At 67.9% G+C, this 20912-nt stretch carries 22 protein-coding genes; 14 read left to right on the forward strand and 8 right to left on the reverse strand.

Annotation, left to right across the window (positions count from 1 at the left end; genetic code table 11):
• The first annotated feature begins 29 nt into the window (after positions 1-29).
• Positions 30-464, forward strand: a complete 435-nt coding sequence (locus NMQ16_RS09135) for an Ohr family peroxiredoxin (RefSeq protein WP_257080256.1) — start codon at positions 30-32, stop codon at positions 462-464.
• Positions 465-480: 16 nt separating this feature from the next.
• On the forward strand, positions 481-723 hold the full coding sequence (locus NMQ16_RS09140) for a hypothetical protein (protein WP_257080257.1): 243 nt from the start codon (positions 481-483) through the stop codon (positions 721-723).
• Positions 724-817: 94 nt separating this feature from the next.
• Here the strand turns inward: NMQ16_RS09140 and fdx are convergent, their stop codons facing one another.
• From fdx to NMQ16_RS09170, 6 genes are read right to left on the reverse strand one after another with little or no spacing between them, the layout of a single operon-like run.
• Positions 818-1150, reverse strand: coding sequence for an ISC system 2Fe-2S type ferredoxin (gene fdx / locus NMQ16_RS09145; RefSeq protein ID WP_257080258.1), 333 nt, complete (start codon positions 1148-1150; stop codon positions 818-820).
• Positions 1147-3021 carry a Fe-S protein assembly chaperone HscA gene (hscA, locus tag NMQ16_RS09150; RefSeq protein WP_257080259.1) on the reverse strand — a complete coding sequence of 625 codons (1875 nt, stop codon included), beginning with the start codon at positions 3019-3021 and terminating at the stop codon, positions 1147-1149. The genes fdx and hscA overlap by 4 nt, the downstream gene beginning before the upstream one ends.
• A gap of 44 nt (positions 3022-3065) precedes the next feature.
• The gene (gene iscA / locus NMQ16_RS09155) at positions 3066-3389 is read right to left on the reverse strand and encodes an iron-sulfur cluster assembly protein IscA (protein ID WP_257080260.1); all 324 of its coding nucleotides are present in this window, start codon (positions 3387-3389) and stop codon (positions 3066-3068) included.
• 13 nt (positions 3390-3402) lie between these two features.
• Positions 3403-3780 (reverse strand): iron-sulfur cluster insertion protein ErpA, encoded by a 378-nt coding sequence (gene erpA / locus NMQ16_RS09160; RefSeq protein ID WP_257080261.1) that lies wholly within the window; start codon positions 3778-3780, stop codon positions 3403-3405.
• A gap of 11 nt (positions 3781-3791) precedes the next feature.
• Positions 3792-4199: a Fe-S cluster assembly scaffold IscU gene (iscU, locus tag NMQ16_RS09165; protein ID WP_257080262.1), complete on the reverse strand. Its 408-nt coding sequence runs from the start codon at positions 4197-4199 to the stop codon at positions 3792-3794.
• 60 nt (positions 4200-4259) lie between these two features.
• Positions 4260-5468: an IscS subfamily cysteine desulfurase gene (locus NMQ16_RS09170; RefSeq protein WP_257080263.1), complete on the reverse strand. Its 1209-nt coding sequence runs from the start codon at positions 5466-5468 to the stop codon at positions 4260-4262.
• A 332-nt stretch (positions 5469-5800) separates the two neighbouring features.
• Between NMQ16_RS09170 and rsxA the strand changes: the two genes are divergently transcribed.
• From rsxA to NMQ16_RS09225, 11 genes are all read left to right on the forward strand, one after another.
• Complete coding sequence (gene rsxA / locus NMQ16_RS09175) at positions 5801-6391, forward strand: electron transport complex subunit RsxA (protein WP_257080264.1); 591 nt, start codon at positions 5801-5803, stop codon at positions 6389-6391.
• 1 nt (position 6392) lies between these two features.
• Positions 6393-6929 carry an RnfABCDGE type electron transport complex subunit B gene (locus tag NMQ16_RS09180; RefSeq protein WP_257080265.1) on the forward strand — a complete coding sequence of 179 codons (537 nt, stop codon included), beginning with the start codon at positions 6393-6395 and terminating at the stop codon, positions 6927-6929.
• 4 nt (positions 6930-6933) lie between these two features.
• The gene (gene rsxC / locus NMQ16_RS09185) at positions 6934-8448 is read left to right on the forward strand and encodes an electron transport complex subunit RsxC (protein ID WP_257080266.1); all 1515 of its coding nucleotides are present in this window, start codon (positions 6934-6936) and stop codon (positions 8446-8448) included.
• Positions 8445-9518 carry an RnfABCDGE type electron transport complex subunit D gene (locus NMQ16_RS09190; RefSeq protein WP_257080267.1) on the forward strand — a complete coding sequence of 358 codons (1074 nt, stop codon included), beginning with the start codon at positions 8445-8447 and terminating at the stop codon, positions 9516-9518. The genes rsxC and NMQ16_RS09190 overlap by 4 nt, the downstream gene beginning before the upstream one ends.
• The gene (gene rsxG / locus NMQ16_RS09195; protein WP_257080268.1) at positions 9515-10165 is read left to right on the forward strand and encodes an electron transport complex subunit RsxG; all 651 of its coding nucleotides are present in this window, start codon (positions 9515-9517) and stop codon (positions 10163-10165) included. The genes NMQ16_RS09190 and rsxG overlap by 4 nt, the downstream gene beginning before the upstream one ends.
• The gene (locus NMQ16_RS09200; RefSeq protein WP_257080269.1) at positions 10162-10845 is read left to right on the forward strand and encodes an electron transport complex subunit E; all 684 of its coding nucleotides are present in this window, start codon (positions 10162-10164) and stop codon (positions 10843-10845) included. The genes rsxG and NMQ16_RS09200 overlap by 4 nt, the downstream gene beginning before the upstream one ends.
• A 12-nt stretch (positions 10846-10857) precedes the next feature.
• Positions 10858-11142 (forward strand): RnfH family protein, encoded by a 285-nt coding sequence (locus NMQ16_RS09205; RefSeq protein ID WP_257080270.1) that lies wholly within the window; start codon positions 10858-10860, stop codon positions 11140-11142.
• Positions 11129-12823 (forward strand): SagB family peptide dehydrogenase, encoded by a 1695-nt coding sequence (locus NMQ16_RS09210; RefSeq protein WP_257080271.1) that lies wholly within the window; start codon positions 11129-11131, stop codon positions 12821-12823. The genes NMQ16_RS09205 and NMQ16_RS09210 overlap by 14 nt, the downstream gene beginning before the upstream one ends.
• Positions 12820-13641, forward strand: a complete 822-nt coding sequence (locus tag NMQ16_RS09215; RefSeq protein WP_257080272.1) for an ankyrin repeat domain-containing protein — start codon at positions 12820-12822, stop codon at positions 13639-13641. The genes NMQ16_RS09210 and NMQ16_RS09215 overlap by 4 nt, the downstream gene beginning before the upstream one ends.
• Before the next feature lie 135 nt (positions 13642-13776).
• Entirely contained in the window at positions 13777-14718 is a 942-nt protein-coding gene (locus NMQ16_RS09220; RefSeq protein ID WP_257080273.1) for a VTT domain-containing protein, read from the forward strand.
• 241 nt (positions 14719-14959) lie between these two features.
• Positions 14960-16213 (forward strand): Hsp70 family protein, encoded by a 1254-nt coding sequence (locus NMQ16_RS09225; RefSeq protein WP_257080274.1) that lies wholly within the window; start codon positions 14960-14962, stop codon positions 16211-16213.
• Between the two features lie 309 nt (positions 16214-16522).
• On the opposite strand, the gene NMQ16_RS09230 is transcribed toward NMQ16_RS09225, so the two are convergent.
• Positions 16523-18601: a sigma-54-dependent Fis family transcriptional regulator gene (locus NMQ16_RS09230; protein WP_257080275.1), complete on the reverse strand. Its 2079-nt coding sequence runs from the start codon at positions 18599-18601 to the stop codon at positions 16523-16525.
• 54 nt (positions 18602-18655) lie between these two features.
• The gene (locus NMQ16_RS09235) at positions 18656-20161 is read right to left on the reverse strand and encodes an efflux transporter outer membrane subunit (protein ID WP_257080276.1); all 1506 of its coding nucleotides are present in this window, start codon (positions 20159-20161) and stop codon (positions 18656-18658) included.
• Between the two features lie 81 nt (positions 20162-20242).
• Here NMQ16_RS09235 and NMQ16_RS09240 point away from each other — a divergent pair, with 81 nt between their 5' ends.
• Positions 20243-20875 (forward strand): TetR/AcrR family transcriptional regulator, encoded by a 633-nt coding sequence (locus tag NMQ16_RS09240; RefSeq protein ID WP_257080277.1) that lies wholly within the window; start codon positions 20243-20245, stop codon positions 20873-20875.
• Positions 20876-20912: the final 37 nt, after the last annotated feature.

Consider the following 20912-nt stretch of genomic DNA (forward strand, 5'->3'; position numbering starts at 1 on the left):
CCTTTCTTCATCACTCACCGGGAACGGCCATGGACCTCATCTACAAAACCCGCGTCTTCAGCCAGGGCGGCCGCAACGGCCGCGTGCAGAGCGAAGACGGCACATTGAAGCTCGACCTCGCCGCGCCCGCCGAAATGGGCGGCAAGAAACCCGGCAGCAATCCGGAGCAGCTGTTCGCGGCCGCCTGGGCCGCCTGTTTCGAGAACTCGGTGCGGCACATCGTGCGCGCCGACCGGCTGCCGGTGAAGGGCTGCATGGTCGAAGCGGAAATATCGCTGTTCAAGAACTTCGAAGAGGCCTACCGGATGGCGATCCGCTTCACCACGGTGCTGCACGGCATCGACCAGCCGACCGCCGACTCGCTGGTCGAGCGCGCGCTGAAGGTGTGTCCGTATACCGATGCGACGAAGAACAACGTCACGGTCAGTGCGGTCGCGGTGCTCGAAGCACCGGCGACGGCTTGAAACCGGGAGACCTGCGATGACCAGTGAAAACGGCTATTTCATCGACTGGAACGGCAAGGCGCGCAGCGTGCAGGACCCGGGCGGCGATTTCGTCATCGAGGTCGACCTGCCGTCGAAGTACGTCGCGCTGTACACGACCAAGGGCACGCTGATGCACGAGGCAACCTTCTACCGGACGCTGGAAGACATCGCGACCAAGGGGCTCAAGGTCGAGCTGGTGCCCGGTTCGCATCCGTGGGGCCTGCAGAAGGAGTGGTAGTCCGAAAAAAGGGTGCGCGGCGAGAGCGCCCGGAAGGCGCTTCCGCCGCGCAACGAACATGCCCCGTTTCACCGTGCCCGAATGTTCGGGCGCATCACTCGCGCGCAAGATTGCGCGTGTGCATCGGCAGTTCTATCGTCAGGTCCGCCTGGCCGAGGCGCACGCAGCAGGCGAGTCGCGATGCGGCTTCCAGGCCCCAGGCATCATCGAGCTGATCCTCTTCGTCGTCGTCCGGGACATTGACCGACGACGCGCCCTGACGTACGTAGATGTGGCAGGTGGCGCAGGCAGCGACCTTTTCGCACGCGTGCTCGATCGCAATGTCGTGCGCCAGAAGCGCGTCGCACACGGTCGTGCCGGCCGTTGCTTCGAAGCTGGTGCCGGTCGGGCACAGCTGCGGATGAGGCAGTACGGTGATCCGGCTCATGACTGCAGCGCGGATATCCGCGTGCCGGACAGCGCGCGACGGATGCCGGCATCCATGCGCAGCCCGGCAAAGTGGGTGGTGGCGGCATTGAGCGCCTCGCTGGCGCGTTTGAGGCGCGGCAGGTCGGTGCCGCTTTCCAGTTCGTCGGCCAGCGCGAACATCGCCGATTGCACAGCCACGAATTCATCGTGTGTCAGCAGCGCATGGCCGTCTTCCGCCAGCGCGGCTTCGGTCGCATCGACCAGACGTCGGGCATCGACCTGCGCCTCGCGCAGCATGCGCGCCGCCATGTCGACGTCGGCCTTGCCCCAGGCGTCGGTCAGCATGTCGGCGATCTGCGTGTCGCTCAGGCCGTAGGACGGCTTGATTTCGATGTGCGCCTCGGTGCCGCTGGTCTGCTCCCGGGCCGACACCGACAGCATGCCGTCGGCGTCGATCTGGAAGGTGACGCGGATGCGTGGCGCGCCGGCCACCATCGCCGGAATGCCGCGCAGTTCGAAGCGCGCCAGCGAACGGCAGTCGCTCACCAGTTCGCGTTCGCCCTGCACGACGTGGATCGCCATCGCGGTCTGGCCGTCCTTGTAGGTGGTGAATTCCTGTGCGCGTGCGGCCGGCAGCGTGGTGTTGCGCGGGATGACCTTCTCGACCAGACCGCCCATCGTTTCCAGACCGAGCGACAGCGGGCAGACATCGAGCAGCAGCCAGTCGCCATCGCCGCCGGGGTTGTTGCCGGCGAGCACGTTGGCCTGCATGGCAGCGCCCAGCGCCACCACTTCGTCCGGATCGAGGTCGCTCAACGGCTCGCGGCCGAACAGCTTCCCGACCGCGTCGCGGACCTGTGGCATGCGGGTCGAGCCGCCGACCAGCACCACACCGTCGACCTCGTCGGCGGCGATGCCCGCGTCGCGCAGCGCGCGCCGTACCGGCGCCATGCTGCGTGCCACCAGATCGGCGGTCAGGCTTTCGAACTGGTCGCGCGTCAGTTCGAAACTGAAGTTGCGTCCATCGTCCAGCTGGCCGGCGATCGATGTAATCGGTGCACTCGACAGCGCCTCCTTGGCGCTCCGCGCCCGCGCCAGCATCATGCGCGTTTCGCCGGCGGAGGTCGCTGCGAGTGCCAGGTTCTGCCGCAGCCAGTCGGCGATGCGATGGTCGAAATCGTCGCCGCCGAGTGCGGCATCGCCGGCGGTGGACAGCACTTCGAACATGCCCTGCGAAAGCTTCAGGATCGAAATGTCGAAGGTGCCGCCGCCCAGGTCGTAGATGGCGAACACGCCCTGCGCTGCGTTATCCAGCCCGTAGGCGATGGCGGCAGCCGTGGGTTCGTTGAGCAGGCGCAGCACATTGAGGCCGGCGAGGCGCGCCGCATCCTTGGTGGCCTGACGCTGCGCATCGTCGAAATAGGCCGGCACCGTGATGACGGCGCCGACCAGATCGCCCCCCAGGCCCTCTTCGGCGCGCTGGCGCAGCGAACGCAGGATGTCGGCCGACACTTCGACCGGCGAGCGCACGCCGCTGCGGGTGGCCAGACTGAGCATGCCCGGCGTATCCACCAGCGTGTAGGGCGTGTGCACCGACGCGTCGAGATCGGACAGCGTGCGTCCCATGAAACGTTTCACCGACACGATGGTGTTGCCCGGGTCGTCGACCTGCGCGGCCTGCGCGGCGTGGCCGACCACGATGTCGCTCTCGGCGTAGCGCACCACCGACGGCAGCAGACGGCGCCCTTCGGCGTCGGGCAGCACGCGCGACAGTCCGCTGGCCACCGTGGCGACCAGCGAGTTGGTGGTGCCCAGATCGATGCCGACCGCCAGCCGGTGCTGGTGCGGTGCGGCGCTGAGGCCCGGTTCGGCAATCTGCAGCAAGGCCATGATGGGCTACTCCCGTTTCGGTGGTGACGCCGGCGCAGCAGGCTTCAGACGCCGAAGCTTTCGCCGCAGCCGCAGGCTGCCTTGACGTTCGGATTGTTGAACTTGAAGCCTTCGTTCAGGCCTTCACGCACGAAGTCGAGTTCGGTGCCGTCGAGAAAGGGCAGGCTCTTGGGGTCGACCAGCACGGTGACGCCATGGCTTTCGAAGCTGACGTCCTCCGCTTCGGCGGCGTCCGCGAACTCAAGCGCGTATGCCAGCCCGGAACAGCCGCTGGTCTTCACTGCCAGCCGCAGGCCGACGCCCTGGCCGCGTCTGGCCAGACTTTTCTGCACATGCCGCGCCGCGGCTTCACTGATGGTGATGGTCATGGCCGGCCTCCGATCACATCGAGAACGAACTGCCGCAGCCGCACGACGAAGTCGCGTTCGGGTTGCGGATGATGAAGCGCGATCCTTCGAGGCCGTCCTCGAAATCGATCTCGGCGCCCATCAGGTACTGCAGGCTCATCGAGTCGGCGAGCAGCGTGACGCCGGACTGCACGATGTGCGTGTCGTCCTCGTTCACCGTCTCTTCGAAGGCGAAGCCGTACTGGAAGCCGGAACAGCCGCCGCCGGTCACATAGACGCGCAGCTTCAGCGCCGGATTGCCCTCTTCGGCAATCATTTCGGCCACCTTGCTGGCAGCCGCTTCGCAGAAGGTGATCGGCGACAGGGCAGGCGAGCTCGCCAGGGCAACGGGGGTATCGGAAAGCGTGTTCATGACGGGTCCTTTCAGGCGGCTTCGACGGCCGTGTTGGCGGCGGTCTGCTTGGTGCGGTAATCGGCGACGGCGGCCTTGATCGCGTCTTCGGCCAGGATGGAGCAGTGGATCTTCACCGGCGGCAGCGCGAGCTCTTCGGCGATTTCGGTGTTCTTGATCGCCAGGGCCTCGTCCAGCGTCTTGCCCTTGACCCATTCGGTGACCAGCGACGACGAGGCGATGGCCGAGCCGCAGCCGTAGGTCTTGAACTTCGCGTCTTCGATGATGCCGTCGGCACCGACCTTGATCTGCAGCTTCATGACGTCGCCGCAGGCCGGTGCGCCGACCATTCCGGTACCGACGTCTTCGTCCTGGTTCGAGTAGCCGCCCACGTTGCGCGGGTTGTCGTAGTGGTCAAGCACCTTGTCGCTGTATGCCATGGTGTTTCTCCGCTTAAAGGGGTGAGTGGGGGTAAGTGAGGGGGGTGTTGCCTGCGCCGCTCAGTGACTGGCCCACTGAACCGTCGCCAGATCGATGCCTTCGTTGTGCATGTCCCAAAGTGGCGACAGTTCGCGCAGCTTGTTCACCGCGGTGCTGACCTTCTCGATCACCGCATCGACTTCCTGCTGCGTCGTGAAGCGGCCGATCGAGAAGCGGATCGAGCTGTGCGCAAGTTCGTCGCTGCGGCCCATGGCGCGCAGTACGTAGGACGGTTCCAGACTGGCCGAGGTACAGGCCGAGCCGGACGATACGGCGACGTCCTTCATGCCCATCAGCAGCGATTCGCCTTCGACGAAATTGAAGCTGAGGTTGAGGTTGTGCGGCACGCGCTGTTCGAGGTCGCCGTTGACGAACACCTGATCGAGCGCCATCAGCCCGTTCATCAGGCGATCGCGCAGCGAGCGGATGCGTTCGTTCTCGCTGCCCATGTTTTCGCGCGCCAGCCAGTAGGCTTCGCCCATGCCGACGATCTGGTGCGTCGCCAGCGTGCCGGAACGCATGCCGCGCTCGTGGCCGCCGCCGTGGATGATGGCGTCGATGCGCACGCGTGGCTTGCGGCTGACATAGAGCGCGCCGATGCCTTTCGGGCCGTAGGTCTTGTGGGCCGACAGCGACATCAGGTCGACCGGCAGCTCGTCCAGACTGAACGGCACCTTGCCGGTGGCCTGCGCGCCATCGACGTGGAACAGCACGCCCTTCTCGCGGCAGATGGCGCCCAGTGCGGCGATGTCCTGGATGACGCCGGTCTCGTTGTTCACGAACATGACCGAAGCGATCACCGTGTCCGGCCGCAGCGCGGCGCGGAACACGTCGAGGTCGAGCAGGCCGTTGTCCTGCACGTCGAGCACCGTCACGTCACAGCCGGCGCGTTCCAGTTCGCGCACCGTGTCGAGCACCGACTTGTGTTCGGTCTTCACGGTCACGACATGCTTGCCGCGACCGGCGTGGAACTGCATCGCGCCCTTGATGGCCAGGTTGTTCGATTCCGTGGCGCCGGAGGTCCATACGATGGAGCGCGGATCGGCGCCGACCAGCGCGGCCACCTGTTCGCGGGCCAGTTCCACCGCTTCTTCCGCGGCCCAGCCGTAGGCATGCGAGCGGCTGGCTGGATTGCCGAAGTTGTCGAACAGCCAGGGCATCATCTTTCCGACCACTCGCGGATCGACGGGTGTGGTGGCGGCGTAGTCCAGATAGATCGGGCGGTTCATGTCGGACTCTCCTGCATGGAAGGGTTTGGCAGGGAATACGCAACTTGCGGGCCAGTTTGAAAACTTGCTATGGATCAAAGACTTGCTTTTTTGTTCGTCGTGCGTACCGCGACCGTCAGACAAGTCATGTCGAATTTGTAGGGTTGCCGACGCGCTGCAGCACGACAGGCGGCGAGTCGCTCGTTCGACTTCTGGATTGCGCTGCCGGCAGCCGGAATTCGCGCCGGTACGGCCGTTGCGGCGGATTCGCGCTGCTGTGCCGACAGCGCGGACGCGGGTTGGCGCGGGCATGGCACGCCGCATGCATTGAGGCCTGCAACAAGGAGGTCGCAATGCGTGATGTCTTGCTTGCAGTAATCGGCATAGCGCTGGTCAACAACGTGGTGCTGGTCCGCTTCCTCGGCCTGTGCCCCTTCATGGGCGTGTCGAAGAAGATCGACAGCGCCTTCGGCATGGGGCTGGCGACCACCTTCGTCATGACACTGTCGGCGCTGGCCGCCTGGGTGCTCGAGCACATGCTGCTGCGGCCCTTCGATCTGGGCTATCTGCGCATCCTGTCGTACATCGTAGTCATCGCCGCGGTCGTGCAGTTCGTCGAAATGGCGATGCGCAAATCCACACCCGACCTGCACCGCGTGCTCGGCATCTATCTGCCGCTCATCACCACCAACTGCGCCGTGCTCGGCATCCCGCTGCTCAATGCGCAGTCGGCACTCGGCGTCGGCATGAGCGTGCTGACCGGTTTCGCATCCGGTGTCGGTTTCACATTGGTGATGGTGCTGTTCGCCGGGCTGCGCGAGCGGCTTCAGCTGGCGCGCGTGCCCGACATTTTCGAGGGCGCGCCGATCGCGTTCGTCACGGCCAGCCTGCTGGCGCTGGCTTTCATGGGTTTCACCGGGCTCGTACCGGCGGGAGGAGGCTGAAATGGAACAGATGATCACCGCAGTGATGAGCCTGGCAGCGATCGGCTCCGGTCTGGGCGTCGTGCTCGGCGTGGCGGCGCGCAAGTTCGCCGTGGAAGGCGACAGCCGCGTCGAAGAGATCGTGGCCATGCTGCCGGCCGCCAATTGCGGTCAGTGCGGCTTCCCCGGATGCGAAGGTGCGGCGCAGGCCATCGTCGAGGGCGAGGCATCGCCGACCTGCTGCCCGCCCGGCGGCAAGGTGGTCGCGCTGGCGATCGCCGGGCATCTCGGCATCACGCTGGGCGACGACGACATGGAAGAGGCGCCGAAGATCGCGGTCATCGAGGATGCGATCTGCATCGGCTGCACCAAGTGCTACCGCCTGTGTCCGTCCGATGCCATCGTCGGCGCGATGAAGCAGCTGCACGGCGTGTTCGCCGAAGCCTGCACCGGCTGCAACCAGTGCGCCGACAAATGTCCGACCGGCGCCATCACGATGCAGCCACTGCCGGCCACGGCGGGCACCTGGGTGATGCCGAAGCCCGTGATGGCGGCCTGACGTCATGGCTCACGTCGTCATTCCGCCGATCCGGCGCCTGCTCACGCGCTGGGGCATCCATCCGGACAGCCACAAGTTTCCGGCGGCCGGGCTGGACATCGCCGATGCCGGGCTGCCGCCGCTGCTGGTGCTGCCGCTGTCGCAGCAGGCCGGCGCACCGGCGCGGCCGGTGGTGAAGGTTGGCGACCACGTGCTGCGCGGTCAGCTGGTGGCCGAAGCGGTGGGGCACGTTTCGGCGCACGTGCACGCGTCGACGTCGGGCACGGTGATGGCGATCGGCGACGCGCCGATGCCGCATCCGTCGGGGTTGCCCGGGCAGGGCATCACGCTGCGCCCGGATGGTCTCGACCGCTGGGTGCAGCGCGATGTCGAACCGTATCCGATCAATCTGGCGCCGGAAGAGATTGCCCGTCGCGTCGCGGCGGCCGGCATCGTCGGCATGGGCGGCGCCGCGTTTCCGGCAGCGGTCAAGCTCGCACTGGGCCAGCGCAGCAGCATCCACACCGTCATCCTCAACGGCAGCGAATGCGAGCCCTATCTGTCGTGCGACGACCGGCTGATGCAGGAGCGCGCCGGCGACATCATCGAGGGCGCGCGCCTGCTGCTGCGCGCCACCGGGGCGCAGCACCTGCTGGTGGGCATCGAGGACAACAAGCCGGATGCCATCGACGCCATGAAGCTGGCGGCACATCCCTACCCTGAAGTGTCGGTGGTGCGCATTCCGAGCCGGTATCCGATGGGTGCCGAGCGTCAGCTCATCCACACGCTTCTCGGTGTCGAGCCGCCGGCCGGCGGACGGGCGGCCGACGTCGGCGTGGTGGTGCACAACGTGGGCACGGCGGCGGCGGTGTGGCGTGCACTGCGCCACGGCGAAGCGCTGACCGAGCGGGTGATCACGGTGGCCGGCGGTGCCGTTGCGGCGCCGCGCAACATGCGCGTGCGTGTCGGCACGCCGCTGTCATGGCTGGTCGAGCGCGCCGGCGGACTGACGCGCGAGCCGGCCCGGTTGGTGGTCGGCGGGCCGATGATGGGCGTGGCGGTGCCCGACCTCGATGTACCGGTCGGCAAAGGCGCCAGCGGCGTGCTCGCGCTGACCGTGGCCGAAGTCGGCGAACGCGAGCCGAGCGCCTGCATCCGCTGCGGCAGCTGTGTCGTCGCCTGTCCGGTCGGCCTGATGCCGCTGGAGATGGCCAACCGCATCAATGCCGGCGAACTGGGGCAGGCCGAGGACATCGGCCTGCGCGACTGCCTCACCTGCGGCGCCTGCGGCTATGTGTGTCCGTCGCGCATACCGCTGGTGCAGTACTTCGCGCACGCCCGCGGCGAACTGATGGCGCGCGAACGCGAACGCAAGCGGCTCGACGAGGTGCGCGAACTGACCGAGGCGCGCACCGCGCGCCACGAACGCGAGGCGCGTGAAAAGGCCGAGATGCACGCCCGCCGCAAGGCCGAGCGTGCCGCCGCGCAGGCGGCCGAGGCAGCGGCGAAGGTGTCCGCCACGCAGGAGGAATCGGCGTGAACTCGCCAGTCCAGGCGTCGCCGCACGCGCTGTCGCGGCGCACCAGCGGCCATATCATGGCGCTCGTCATGGCGGCTCTGGTGCCGGCGACCCTGGCCGGCTTCTGGCAGTTCGGCTGGCCGGCCTTCTGCCTGTGGGCGATCACCGTGCTGTCCTGCGTGCTGGCCGAAGCACTGTGCCTGCAGGGGGCCGGCCGGCGCGTCGTGCCGGTGCTGTCCGACGGCTCGGCCGCGCTGACCGGCTGGCTGCTCGCCATGTCGCTGCCCCCATGGGCTCCCTGGTGGCTGGGTGTGCTCGGCGGCTTCATTTCCATCGTCATCGCCAAGCAGGTGTTCGGCGGTCTGGGCTGCAATGTGTTCAATCCGGCCATGGTCGGACGCACGGTGCTGCTGGTGTCGTTTCCGGTTCACATGACGCAGTGGGTCAGCCCGCAGGTGCTGGCCCAGGGAACCGACCTTGCGCAGGCGATTGCCATCGGCCTGAATGGCGGCATCCCCGATGCGCTGACCAGTGCCTCGCTGCTCGGCCACGCAAAGACCGAACTCGGGCGCGGCCTGACGCTGGTCGATGCGCTGCAAGGCTTTCAGCCGGAACAGTCGATGCTGGGCCTGCGCGCCGGCAGTCTGGGCGAAACGTCGGCGCTGCTGATCGGCGCCGGCGGGCTGTTCCTGGTGTTCAAGCGCGTCATCGGCCTGCGCATTCCGATCGGCTTTCTCGCCGGACTGTGCATTCCGGCCGCCATCGCGCACGCCGCCGCGCCGCAGGCCTTCCTGCCGGCGACCGCCCATCTGCTGTCGGGTGGTGCGTTGCTGTGCGCCTTCTTCATCGCCACCGACTACGTCACGTCGCCCAGTGCGCCGTTCGGGCAGTGGATATTCGCACTCGGCGCCGGCCTGCTGACCTGGTTGATCCGTACCTGGGGTGGCTATCCGGAAGGTGTCGGTTTCGCCATCCTGCTGATGAATGCCGCCACACCGCTGCTCGACCTGTGGGCCCGGCCGCGCATCTTCGGCCGGCGCATCGGCGGCAAGCCGCTGGACGCGCGCCGGGCACAGGAGGTCACGCGATGAGCGGTTCGCGCGCACCCGACGCACTGTGGTTTCCGGGCGCCTCGCTGGGCGTGGTGATGCTGGTGACCACCGCTTTCCTCGCCTTCGGTCAGTTCGCGACCCGCGACCGGATTGCGCAAGCGCAATCCGATGACACGCGGCAGCAGCTTGAACAGATACTGCCGGCCGGCTATGCCGACAACAACCTGCTGACCGACACGCTGCAGCTGGCCGGGCCGGATGGTGCGCCGCTGACCGTGCATCGCGCGCGCAAGCAGGGCGCGTTGCGCGCGCTGCTGTTCGAAATGTCGGGCTACGGCTACGGCGGGCGCATCGTGCTGCTGATGGCGGTCGATGTCGACGGCCGCATCGTCGGCGTTCGGGTGACGAAGCACAACGAAACACCGGGCCTGGGTGACAAGATCGAGGTCGCTCGGCACGACTGGATACGGTCTTTCGACGGCAAGTCGCAGCAGCAGCCGGCACCGGCGCGCTGGGCGGTGAAGAAGGACGGCGGCGACTTCGACCAGTTCGCCGGCGCAACCATCACGCCGCGCGCGGTCGTTGCGACAGTGAAGAAAGGCCTCGAATTTCTCGCCGCGCACCGCGCTGAACTGACGGCTGAGGCGGGTGGCGAGGCGGTGCCGGTCAACGGAGAGAAACCATGAGTGACAGCCCGACAGCCAGGGCGGTCGCACGCGACGGCCTGTGGGACAACAACGCGGTGCTCGGCCAGATGCTCGGGCTGTGCCCGGCCATGGCGGTGACCAGCAGCGCGACCAACGGTCTGGGCATGGGTCTGGCGACCATGGTCGTGCTGGTCATGTCGAATGCGCTCATCTCGTCGCTGCGTCACTGGGTCAGCGACGAAGTGCGCATCCCGGTCTTCATCGTGCTGATCGCCGGCATGGTGACGCTGGTCGATATGTGCCTGAACGCCTGGTTCCACGACCTGTACAAGGTGCTTGGCATCTTCATCGCGCTGATTGTCGTCAATTGCGCGGTGCTCGGCCGCGCCGAAGCCTTCGCGTCGCGCCAGTCCGCGGCGCTATCGGCGTTCGACGGTCTGGCCACCGGCCTCGGCTTCACGCTGGCGCTGACCGTGATGGGAGCGCTGCGCGAAATCACCGGTGCCGGCACGCTGTTCGCGAATGCACATCTGCTGCTCGGGCCGCATTTCGCGTTTCTCGAAACGAAGGTGCTGCCGGCGGATTCCGGCGCACTGTTCATGATCCTGCCGCCGGGCGGATTCCTGGCGCTCGGCCTGCTGATCGCCGGGCGCCGCTGGTTGCAGCGACGCGCCGATCGGCGTGCCGCGGCGCTGGCCGGCGCGCAGGCGGCTCACTGAAGGAGGCGCGCCATGCGGATCGCCGTTGCCTACGCTGGAAGTATCGCCAACCACTGGCTGAAGATCGACGTGCCGGACACCTGCACGGTGGCCGAAGGCATCGAGCTGTCGGGCATCCTGAAGCTGTGTCCGGACATCGACCTCAGCCGGCAGAAGGTCGGCGTGTTCGGCAAGGTGGTGAAGAAGGACGCACCGCTGCGCCCGGGCGACCGCATCGAAATCTATCGGCCGATCATCTGCGACCCGGAAACGGTGCCGCGCAAGAACGGTGTTTCGGACGACGATGACGACGACTGAAATGTGGCCGGCGGCGGACGCCACCGCGTCGGCTGCCGACGTCGTGCGTGCCTATCATCTGCGGACCCGCCACCGCTACGTCGCGTATGCCGCCGGCCCGGAAACGCTGGACTGGGACGCGCAGCCTTCGCCATTCCGGCACTTCGAAGGTGCGCCGCGCAGCACGCTGCCGCTGGCGACCGACGACGCCAATCCGGCCCGACCGCGCCTTGATCAGGATTTCGCCGCACTCGATGCGCCGTTGCCGCCGTTGCCGCTGTCGCTGCACACGCTGGGCGCGCTGCTGCACCTGTCGCTCGGGCTGACGGCGTGGAAATCGAGCGGCCCGGACCGCTGGGCGGTGCGCGCCAATCCGTCCAGCGGCAACCTGCACCCGGTGGAGGCGTATCTGGTGATACGCGGGCTCGATACGCTCGCTGACGGGCTGTACCACTACCTGCCGGAGACGCACGAGCTGGAATGCCGCGCCCGCCATGGTGCCGGTTCCGCCGGGGATGCCGGCGTGCACGTCGTGCTGACGTCAGTCATGTGGCGCGAGGCATGGAAATACGGCGAACGCGCCTTCCGCTACTGCCAGCTGGACACCGGTCACGCAGTCGGCGCGTTGCGTTATGCGGCGGCCGTGCTCGGTTGGACGCTGCAGGCGCAGCCGGACATCGACGGTGCGTCGTTGGCGGCGCTCGCCGGCACCGATCGCCTGCAGGACTTTCCGGCACGCCGCGCCATCGACACCGAGATCGAGGAGGCCGAACTGCTTCTCGCCATCGGCTGCGATGGCGGCGACGGTCCGCCACTGCCCGAACTCGGACGCGTACAGTGGTTCGGCACGGCGAGCACGGTGGACCGCCATCCGATGTATCGCTGGGCGGTGGTGGGCGAGGCGGCGGCCGCCACCCGCGGTGCCGTGCAGGGCGCAGTAACTGTTGCCGACGAGTATCGGACGGGCGCGCGCGCAACACGCGGGGCTGCCGTGCTCGCACAGCGCGGACGATCGGTCGGCGAGGTCTTGCTGGGGCGGCGCAGCGCGCAGCGTTTCGATGCGCGGGAGGTGATGGCGGGTGACGCGTTTGAACGTCTGCTGGAACGGCTGCAGCCGTCCGGAGCCATGCCGTGGGACGCGCTGCCCGGCGGCTGGCGCATCGACCTGCTGCTGTTCGTGCATCGCGTCGAAGGCTTGTCACCCGGGGTCTATCTGCTGTCGCGCGGTCGCGTCGAACAGGGCGTGCCGGCGCGGCTGGCCCGCCAGCACGATCTGGTGCCCGTGGACGGTGTCGCCGTGCCGCTCTACCGGCTGGCGGCGATGGAACCGATGGCGCTCGCGCGTCTTGCCCGCAGCCTACACTGCCATCAGGACATCGCCGCCAACGCCTGCCTCGCGCTCGGCATGCTGTGCGAGTTCGAAGCCGCGCTGGCGGCATCCGCCGCCAACTATCGCGATTTGCACCGGCAGGCCGGACTCATTGGTCAGGTGCTCTATGCCGAAGCGGAGGCGATGGGCCTGCGCGGCACCGGCATCGGCTGCTTTTTCGACGACGCCGTGCACGAACTGATCGGCCTCGAAGGCACGGCGCACCAGACGCTGTACCACTTCACCCTCGGGCGCGCGATCGACGATGCGCGCATCGAATCATCGCCGGCCTATGCGCAGCGCACCCCGGCCGAACCGGAACCCACGCCATGAACGACACCGCAACCGCGTCCCGCCATCGCTGCATTCCCGCCGATCAGGCGGCCGACCTGCTGCTGCGCCATCGCAGCGGCGGCGTCGCGTCGCTGGCACTGTTCGACACGCGCGACCGCGCCAGTTTCGAGCGCGCGCACATCGACGGCGCGCAGCACCTGACCGAAGCCGGCTTCGGCGACGCCATGCAGGCGGTCGGCCGGGCGACGCCGGTGCTCATCTACTGTTACCACGGCAACGCCAGCAAGACCTGGGCGGGCATGTTCGCCGACTTCCGCTACGCCGAGGTCTACAGCGTCGACGGCGGCCACGATGCGCTCGCCGCGGCGCTGGCCCGGCGTGCGGCAGCAGGCGCCGGGCAGCCCTCGTCGGGCAGCGGTTCGGCCGCGCTGCAGGCCTTCGTGGCCGAACACGGCTTCGACGCCGCCGATCTCGATGTTTCCCGCGAACACGGCCTGACGCCGTTGATGCGCGCGGCACTGTCCGGCCGGGCCGAACTTGTCGATGAGCTGCTGGCGCTCGGGGTGGCTGTCAACCGGCGCAACGGCGACGGCAACAACGCGCTGTGGCTGGCCTGCGTGTCCGGTCAGGCCGGCATCGTTCGCGCGCTGGTCGCGGCAGGCATCCATGTCGACAACCGCAACGACACCGGCGCCACCGCACTGATGTACACGGCGTCCAGCGGCAAGCACGACATGCTGGCACTGCTGCTCGAATGCGGTGCGGATCCGATGATCCGCACCGACGACGATTACCTCGCCGCCGATCTGGCCGCCACCGTGGAATGCCTGCGCCTGCTGCGACACACGGTGCAGTGAACCTGGAAACCGCGGTTGACCGTCTGACATGCGGGTCGCAATTCAGGTTTTTACCCCCATCTGCAGCTGACGGAGCGCATGGCGTTGCGACGATGTGTCATCGTCGACCGATGCGCGAGCCTGCAGGGGAAAAAGGTGACTGGATTGACGGCCGAATACGGCCTGTGGCTGTTGTTTGCAGTGGTGCTGGCGGAGCAGCTCGGGGTGCCGATTCCGGCCATGCCGCTGGTCATGCTTGCAGGCGCGCGCGTGGCCGACGACCCGATCTACGGGGTGATCGCCCTGCTGGTGGCGGTGCTGGCGTCGACGCTGGGTGATCTGGCCTGGTACGTCGCCGGGCGCCGGCACGGCCATCGCGTGCTGAAACTCCTGTGCCGCATTTCGCTGTCGCCCGACACCTGCGTGCGCACCAGTGAGTCCACCTTCACGCGCTACGGTCTGGCGACGCTGGTGATCGCCAAGTTCGTGCCCGGCCTGTCCACGCTGGCGCCGCCGCTGGCCGGTGCGCTGGGCATGCGGCCGAGCGCCTTCATGCTGTTCAATACTGCCGGTGCCGTGCTGTGGGCCGGTGCAGCGCTGGCCATCGGGCTGGTGTTCCACGAACAGATCGGCGCCGTGCTCGACTATCTGGCCGGCCTGGGTTCGGTGGCGGCCGCGGTGGTCGGCACGCTGCTCGCGTTGTACATCGGGTATCGCTGGTTCGACCGCCAGCGCGCGATGAAGGCGCTGCGCGCGGTCCGGCTGGCGCCCGCCGACCTGCTTGACATGCTCGACAGCGGCGTCGACGTGACGGTGATTGACGTGCGCTCGGGGCTGATCACCGACGCCGAACCGGTGCGCATTCCCGGTGCGCTGCAGATCGCGCTCGAACGGATCGATGCCGAGGCGCACCGGCTGCCGCGCGACCGTCCGGTCATCGTGTATTGCGCGTGCCCGAACGACGTGTCGGCGGTGCGTGCCACCTTGAAGCTGCGCGCGGCCGGCATCGCCGACGCGCGTCCGCTGCTCGGCGGCATCGACGGCTGGAAGGCGGCCGGCTACCGGCTGGAAGCGATCGCGCCGGCCGCCGGCGTTTGACCCGGCTTGCGCAGCGCCGTAGGCTGCGCGCCCTTGTTGTCCATGTACTGAACCTGAAGACCTCATCAGTTGATCGCTTGAAACATCGATGGAAGACATTGCCCTTGCAACTTTCCTGCTTTCGCCCGGCTGCGTTGCTCGTCCGTGCAGGGAGCCATCCTGCTGCGTCATCGCGCCTTGCCGTACACCGCCAACCCTGCCCAAGGCGTCGATCAAATGAGGTTTTCAGGTTGAACGCATCATGAGCCTGACCGCCTGCGGCATCGATTTCGGTACCTCCAACTCCACCGCCGCGGTGCACGACGGTGCGGTCGCCCGTCTGTTGCCGCTGGAAGCGGGTCGGCTGACGCTGCCGTCGGCCGTGTTCTTCAATCTCGACGAAGACACGATGTCGTTCGGTCGCGCCGCGCTCAACGAATACCTCGAAGGTTACGAGGGGCGGCTGATGCGCTCGATGAAAAGCCTGCTCGGCAGCGGCCTGATGGACACCGGCACCGATGTGGGCGGCCGTCACCTCGCGTTCCGCGACCTCATCGGCGGCTTTCTTGCCGAAATCCGCAAGCGCGCCGAAACCGCGGCGCGCTGCGGCTTCGACCAGGTGGTCATCGGCCGGCCGGTGTATTTCGTCGACGATGACCCCGAAGCCGATCAGCTGGCCGAAGACACGCTGGCGCAGATCGTGCGCGGACTGGGCTTCCGCGACGTCAGTTTCCAGTTCGAACCGATCGCCGCGGCGCATGCGTTCGAACAGACGGTCGAGCGGGAATCGCTGGTGCTGGTGGTCGACATCGGCGGCGGCACGTCCGACTTTTCCCTGGTCCGCCTGTCGCCCGAGCGGCGCAATGCGACCGACCGCAGCGCCGATCTGCTGGGCACCAGCGGCGTGCATATCGGTGGCACCGATTTCGACAAGCGGCTCTCGCTCGCCTGCGTCATGCCGGAGCTGGGCATGGGCGGTCTGCTGGCCAGCGGCGCCATCCTGCCCAACACCACCTATTTCCAGCTGGCTACCTGGCACACCATCCATCTCGCCTATCCGCGCGCCGTGCTCGCCAGCCTGCAGGACATGCGACTCGACGTGGTCGACACGAAGCGCTTCGACCGCCTGCTGCGCGTGGTGCGCGAGCGCAGCGGCCACCGCATCGCCATGCGCTCGGAAGCGGCGAAGATCGAACTGTCGCAGGCACTCGCCTGCGAGCTCGATCTCGATGTGGCCGAAGCCGGCCTGGCGGTGACCCTGACGCGCCCACAGTTCGAAGCTGCCATCTCAGCCGAGATAGAACGTGTGTGCGCCGCCGCGCAGCGCTGCCTGGATCACGCCGGTGTGCGGGCGGATACGCTCGACACGCTGTTCTTCACCGGCGGATCGAGTGCCGTGCCGGTGCTGCGTGACGCGCTGTCGCGGCGCTTCCCGAAAGCCCGCCCGGTGGAGGGCGACCTGTACGGCAGCGTCGGCTGCGGCCTGGCCGTCGTGGCGAGGCAGCGCTACGGTTGATCCGCCGTTGCGCGGCCGCAGAGGCTGTGGGAGCCATCCTTGACGCGATGGTGGCACTGTGGGCGAGGTCCCCTGTGCAAGTGGCCCCCTGTTTGAGCGACGACCTGTGGGAGCGGCGGCCTGTGGGAGCGGCGGCCTCGCCGCGATCGGCGCGTTGATCAGCGATCATCGCGGTATCGATCGCGGCGAGGCCGCCGCTCCCACAGCAAGCTCCCACAGCAAGCTCCCACAGCAAGCTCCCACAGCAAGCTCCCACAGCAAGCTCCCACAGCAAGCTCCCACAGCAAGCTCCCGCAGCCAGCCCTCGGCTCACCCACCCCGTGGCCGTTCGATACCGAGCTTTTTCATGCGTGAGCGCAGGGTGCCGGCAGCCAGGCCCAGCGTGGCGGCGGCGCCGGATTTGCCTTCGATGACCCAGTTGCGGTCGCCCAGCACCTGGGTGATGTGGCGGCGCTCGACCGATTCGAGGTCGAGCGCGGTGGCCGGGGTCGCGGCTGGCGGACCCGTGTTGTCGCCCAGCGGGGGCACGTCGAGCACGCTGCCGCGGCAAACGATGGTGGCGCGCTCGATCACGTTCTGCAGTTCGCGGATGTTGCCCGGCCAGTCGTAGGCCTGCAGCCGCTCCAGTGCGCGTGCCGATACGCCGTCGATCGCCTTGCCATGGTCGGTCGAGAATTTCTTCAGGAAGTGCGCAACCAGCGCCGGAATGTCTTCGCGTCGCTGGCGCAGCGGCGGCAGCTCGACCGGGAACACATTGATGCGGTAGTACAGATCGGCGCGGAAGCTGCCGTCCTTCACCATGGCCTTGAGGTCGCGGTGCGTGGCGACGACGATGCGCACGTCGACCTTGACCGTGGTCTGCCCGCCGACGCGCTCGAACTCGTGCTCCTGCAGCACGCGCAGCAGCTTGGCCTGGGTGTCCGGCGGCAGCTCGCCGATCTCGTCGAGGAACAGCGTGCCGCCGTCAGCCAGTTCGAAGCGGCCGAGCCGGCGTGTCGCGGCACCGGTGAAGGCGCCTTTTTCGTGGCCGAACAGTTCGCTTTCGACCAGATTCGACGGGATGGCCGCGCAATTCAGCTTGATGAAGGGCTTGTCCCTGCGGTCGCTGCGGTCGTGCAGCGCGCGTGCCAGCGATTCCTTGCCGACGCCGCTCTCGCCGAGGATGAGCACGGTGGCCGATGTGCCGGCGACCTGGTCGATGCGCGCCAGCACCTCGTTCAACCTCGGGCTCTGGCCGACGATGTCCGACGACGGTGTCGCCGTCAGCATTTCCGCCTTCAGATAGACGTTCTCGTCGGCCAGCCGCTTGCCCAGTTCGCTCACCTGACCGAGTGCGTCATTGAGTGCGCGCTCCGCTTCGCGCTGCGCGGTCACGTCCACCGGGTAGGCGTGAAACACGTCGTCCTGTTCGATGTAGTGCGCCTTGCAGTGCAGGATGCGATTGCCGACCGCGTATTCCCAGTCGGCCGACGGTGGCGCGGCCTCGCGCAGCGCTTGCAGCCGCTCGGCGAGGTCATCGGGCAGCAGCCGCAACGGTTCGCCACCGGCGTGCCCGATCACCGCCAGCAGGTCGCGCGCCCCCGGGTTGGCGTAGGTGATCGCACCCCTGCTGTCCAGCCGCAGCACGGCCGACGGGTTGCGCTCGGGAAACAGCGCAATCGTGCGCTGGTGGCCGCTGGCCTCGAAGTATCGCTTCAGGTTGAATGCCACCAGCGTGCCAAGCAGCAGCAGGACGGCCGAATAGCCATAGACGATGAAGGCGATGAAACGCGTCGCGGCGTGGGTTTCCTCGACACTGGCGCTGAACTCGCTGCGGATGTCGTCGACGATGCTGGCCAGCTCACCCCCCATCTGGTCGGCATGCATGCCCACCTGCGACAGCAGCGCCATGGCCGCGCCATCATCCGGTCGCGGGCTGGACAGCGTGCTTTCGAGCTGTTCCGCCAAGCTCTGCACTTCGCCCAGACCGATGCGGCAGATCGTCGCGTCCTGGTCGTCGAGCGCGTGCTCCAGCTTGTCCAGATGCGTCACCAGCATGGCGTGATTGCTGCGGTACAGCTGCCGGAATTCATTCACGTCGCGGCTGGCGTAATAGCGATACAGGATGGCCTGCTGTGCCGCGATCGGTCCGCGCAGGCTCGAGATCGCCTCCAGCGCGGGCAGGCGCATAGTGAACAGCCGTTCCGACGCCCGTTCGAGCGCCCGCGTCTGCAGATACACCGCGCTGGCCAGCACCACGCTGATTACGGTCGCAACGATGAAGGCGATGACCAGGCCGCGCGCGGGCGGTTTCACCAGTACGCTGGCGTCGGCCGGGCCGGCTTCGCTTCCGGGCCGTGGAAGGGGAAGAGCAAAGTGCGGGGGCGGCGGCAGGGGCATCGCGGGCATCGGTCATCACGGGGTCGCTGGACCCTCGATCAGACCGGCGCGACAGCGCCAACCTTACCCTTCGGTGCCCGGCGTGCCCGCGACCGGTCGTGGCCGTGTGTCATCGGTCACGGCCGGCTGCCAGCCGCCGCCCAGCGCGCGGAACGATGCCACTGCGGCCCGCGCGGCGTCGGCTTCGGCCTGGATGCGCGCGTCGCGCGCGCGCAGCAGCCGGCTGTCGGCGTCGAGCACCTCGACCAGACTGACCACGCCGCCCTGCCAGGCCGCGAAGGCGCGCGTGCGTGCCCGGGTCAGCGCCGCCTCGCCGGTGCTCAGCGTCGCGGCCTGCGCCTCGCGCTTGACCAGCGCGGTGAACGCATTCTCGACCTCTTCGGTGGCACGCAGCACGGCCTGCCGGTAGAGCGCCAGCGCCTCGGCTTCGCCGCCGCGGGCGGCGGCCACTTCGGCATCGACACGCCCGAAGTCGAACAGGCGCCAGCGCAGGCCGGCGGCCAGACGCGCCTGCGCGGCGCCCGACGCGATCAGGCTGCCACCGCCCGCCGTGGCAAAACCCAGCAGGCCGGTCAGCGCCATGCGCGGGTAGTACGCGGCGATGGCTTCGCCGATGCGCGCATTCGAGGCTGCCAGCCGGTATTCGGCCGCCATCAGGTCGGGCCGGCGCCGGATCAGGCTGGCGGGGCCGCCCGCAGTGGCGACCGCCGGCGCACGCGGCAGCGCAGCGGGCAGTTCCAGTTCGGCGCGCCAGTGGCCGGGGGCTTCGCCGGTCAGCACGTCGAGCGCGAACATCGCGGCATCGCGCCCGGCTTCGAGTGCGGGCAGCGCGGCCTCGACTTCCGCCAGCGCACCCTGTGCCTGATCGTGCTGCAGTTCGGCGGCCAGACCGCGCGACACCTGCAGCGCAATCAGCCCGACCAGACGGCGCTGCGTATCGATCTGTTCGTGCAGCACCTGCAGCCGCGACTGCAGCGCCCGCACATATATATAGGTGTCGGCCGCCTGCGCGACGACGGCCAGTCGCGCGCCAGCCTCGCCGGCACCGGCCGCCAGATAGTCGGCGCGGGCGGCGTCCTCGCCGCGCTGCAGGCCGCCGAACAGGTCCAGTTCCCAGCTGGACCCCGCATTGAGTGCGTATTCGTCGGCCGTGCGGTCAAAGCCGGGGCGCGCGTCGAGCAGGCGACCCAGCGGCGTCTGCATCGACAGCCGGCCGGTGGCCGCCTCGGCGCCCAACTGGCCGGACGGTCGCTGGATGGCCGTGCGCACCGCCAGTCCGGCGCGCGCCTGTTCGAGCCGTGCCGCCGCGATCGCCAGATCGAGGTTGCCGGCCAGCACGCGCGCGACGATGCGGTCGAGCAGCGGGTCGTCGAAGCCGGTCCACCAACGCGCAGGATCTTCGGCACCGGCCGGTGCGCTGCGCGCGTCGACGGCGTTGGCCGACACGAAATGCGTGCCGGTCGTTGGCTCGGGGCGGCGGAAGTCGGGGCCGACCGCGCAGCCGCCCAGGGTGAGGCCGGTCAGCATCCAGACAGCGGCAGTCGGCAGGCGGCGGAGGGATGACGGCATGGCGCGCTCCTGATAAAGAGTTACAAGTTTATATACTCGTTACTCGTTGTCAATGCAGGGTCGACCTTGTAACCTTGCTTCATGGATGACATCGCAGCCCACGACACCCCTTTGGCGACCGGTCAGCGCGGCCCGGTCGAACACGAACGGCGCGAGCAGATCATCGCCGCCGCCGACGAACACTTCCGTCACTACGGTTACCAGAAGACCACGGTGGCCGACCTGGCGCGCGCCATCGGCGTGTCGAGCGCCTACGTCTATCGCTTCTTCGAGTCCAAGCAGGCGATCGGCGAAGCGGTCTGCAGGATGACGCTGCAGCCGCTGGACGAACGGCTGATGGCCATCGCGAGCGAGGACACGTCGGCATCCGATCGGCTGAGACGCTTCTACCGCGCGCTTTTCGAAGAAGGCTTCGAACTGTTTTTCAACGAGCGCCGGCTGCACGACATCGTGGTTGCGGCGGTCGAAGAGGGCTGGGGCTCGGTGGCGCAGCACAAGGACGCCATCCTGCAGGCGCTGTGCCGCATCGTCGCCGATGGCCGCGAGCGAGGCGAATTCGAGCGCAAGACGCCGCTCGACGAGGTGTGCCGCGCCATCTTCGTCACCACGTCGCCGTTCTGCCATCCGGTGATGCTCGAGCAGACGCCGCGCGAGGAGATCGCCGTGAATGCGGCGGCGGTGTCCAGCCTGGTGCTGCGCAGCCTTTCGCCTTGAGCGACAGTTTTCAGGTTACTAGTTGACTTATTCGTAA

This window comes from Methyloversatilis sp. XJ19-49, from assembly GCF_024580145.1.
GTDB lineage: Bacteria > Pseudomonadota > Gammaproteobacteria > Burkholderiales > Rhodocyclaceae > Methyloversatilis.

What these genes read in the sequence shown, in the direction of transcription:
- NMQ16_RS09135 (WP_257080256.1), top strand. Translation starts at nt 30, where the DNA reads ATGGACCTCATCTACAAAACCCGCGTCTTCAGCCAGGGCGGCCGCAAC.
- NMQ16_RS09140 (WP_257080257.1), top strand. Translation starts at nt 481, where the DNA reads ATGACCAGTGAAAACGGCTATTTCATCGACTGGAACGGCAAGGCGCGC.
- fdx (WP_257080258.1), bottom strand. Translation starts at nt 1,150, where the DNA reads ATGAGCCGGATCACCGTACTGCCTCATCCGCAGCTGTGCCCGACCGGC.
- hscA (WP_257080259.1), bottom strand. Translation starts at nt 3,021, where the DNA reads ATGGCCTTGCTGCAGATTGCCGAACCGGGCCTCAGCGCCGCACCGCAC.
- iscA (WP_257080260.1), bottom strand. Translation starts at nt 3,389, where the DNA reads ATGACCATCACCATCAGTGAAGCCGCGGCGCGGCATGTGCAGAAAAGT.
- erpA (WP_257080261.1), bottom strand. Translation starts at nt 3,780, where the DNA reads ATGAACACGCTTTCCGATACCCCCGTTGCCCTGGCGAGCTCGCCTGCC.
- iscU (WP_257080262.1), bottom strand. Translation starts at nt 4,199, where the DNA reads ATGGCATACAGCGACAAGGTGCTTGACCACTACGACAACCCGCGCAAC.
- NMQ16_RS09170 (WP_257080263.1), bottom strand. Translation starts at nt 5,468, where the DNA reads ATGAACCGCCCGATCTATCTGGACTACGCCGCCACCACACCCGTCGAT.
- rsxA (WP_257080264.1), top strand. Translation starts at nt 5,801, where the DNA reads ATGCGTGATGTCTTGCTTGCAGTAATCGGCATAGCGCTGGTCAACAAC.
- NMQ16_RS09180 (WP_257080265.1), top strand. Translation starts at nt 6,393, where the DNA reads ATGGAACAGATGATCACCGCAGTGATGAGCCTGGCAGCGATCGGCTCC.
- rsxC (WP_257080266.1), top strand. Translation starts at nt 6,934, where the DNA reads ATGGCTCACGTCGTCATTCCGCCGATCCGGCGCCTGCTCACGCGCTGG.
- rsxG (WP_257080268.1), top strand. Translation starts at nt 9,515, where the DNA reads ATGAGCGGTTCGCGCGCACCCGACGCACTGTGGTTTCCGGGCGCCTCG.
- NMQ16_RS09200 (WP_257080269.1), top strand. Translation starts at nt 10,162, where the DNA reads ATGAGTGACAGCCCGACAGCCAGGGCGGTCGCACGCGACGGCCTGTGG.
- NMQ16_RS09205 (WP_257080270.1), top strand. Translation starts at nt 10,858, where the DNA reads ATGCGGATCGCCGTTGCCTACGCTGGAAGTATCGCCAACCACTGGCTG.
- NMQ16_RS09210 (WP_257080271.1), top strand. Translation starts at nt 11,129, where the DNA reads ATGACGACGACTGAAATGTGGCCGGCGGCGGACGCCACCGCGTCGGCT.
- NMQ16_RS09215 (WP_257080272.1), top strand. Translation starts at nt 12,820, where the DNA reads ATGAACGACACCGCAACCGCGTCCCGCCATCGCTGCATTCCCGCCGAT.
- NMQ16_RS09225 (WP_257080274.1), top strand. Translation starts at nt 14,960, where the DNA reads ATGAGCCTGACCGCCTGCGGCATCGATTTCGGTACCTCCAACTCCACC.
- NMQ16_RS09230 (WP_257080275.1), bottom strand. Translation starts at nt 18,601, where the DNA reads ATGCCCGCGATGCCCCTGCCGCCGCCCCCGCACTTTGCTCTTCCCCTT.
- NMQ16_RS09235 (WP_257080276.1), bottom strand. Translation starts at nt 20,161, where the DNA reads ATGCCGTCATCCCTCCGCCGCCTGCCGACTGCCGCTGTCTGGATGCTG.
- NMQ16_RS09240 (WP_257080277.1), top strand. Translation starts at nt 20,243, where the DNA reads ATGGATGACATCGCAGCCCACGACACCCCTTTGGCGACCGGTCAGCGC.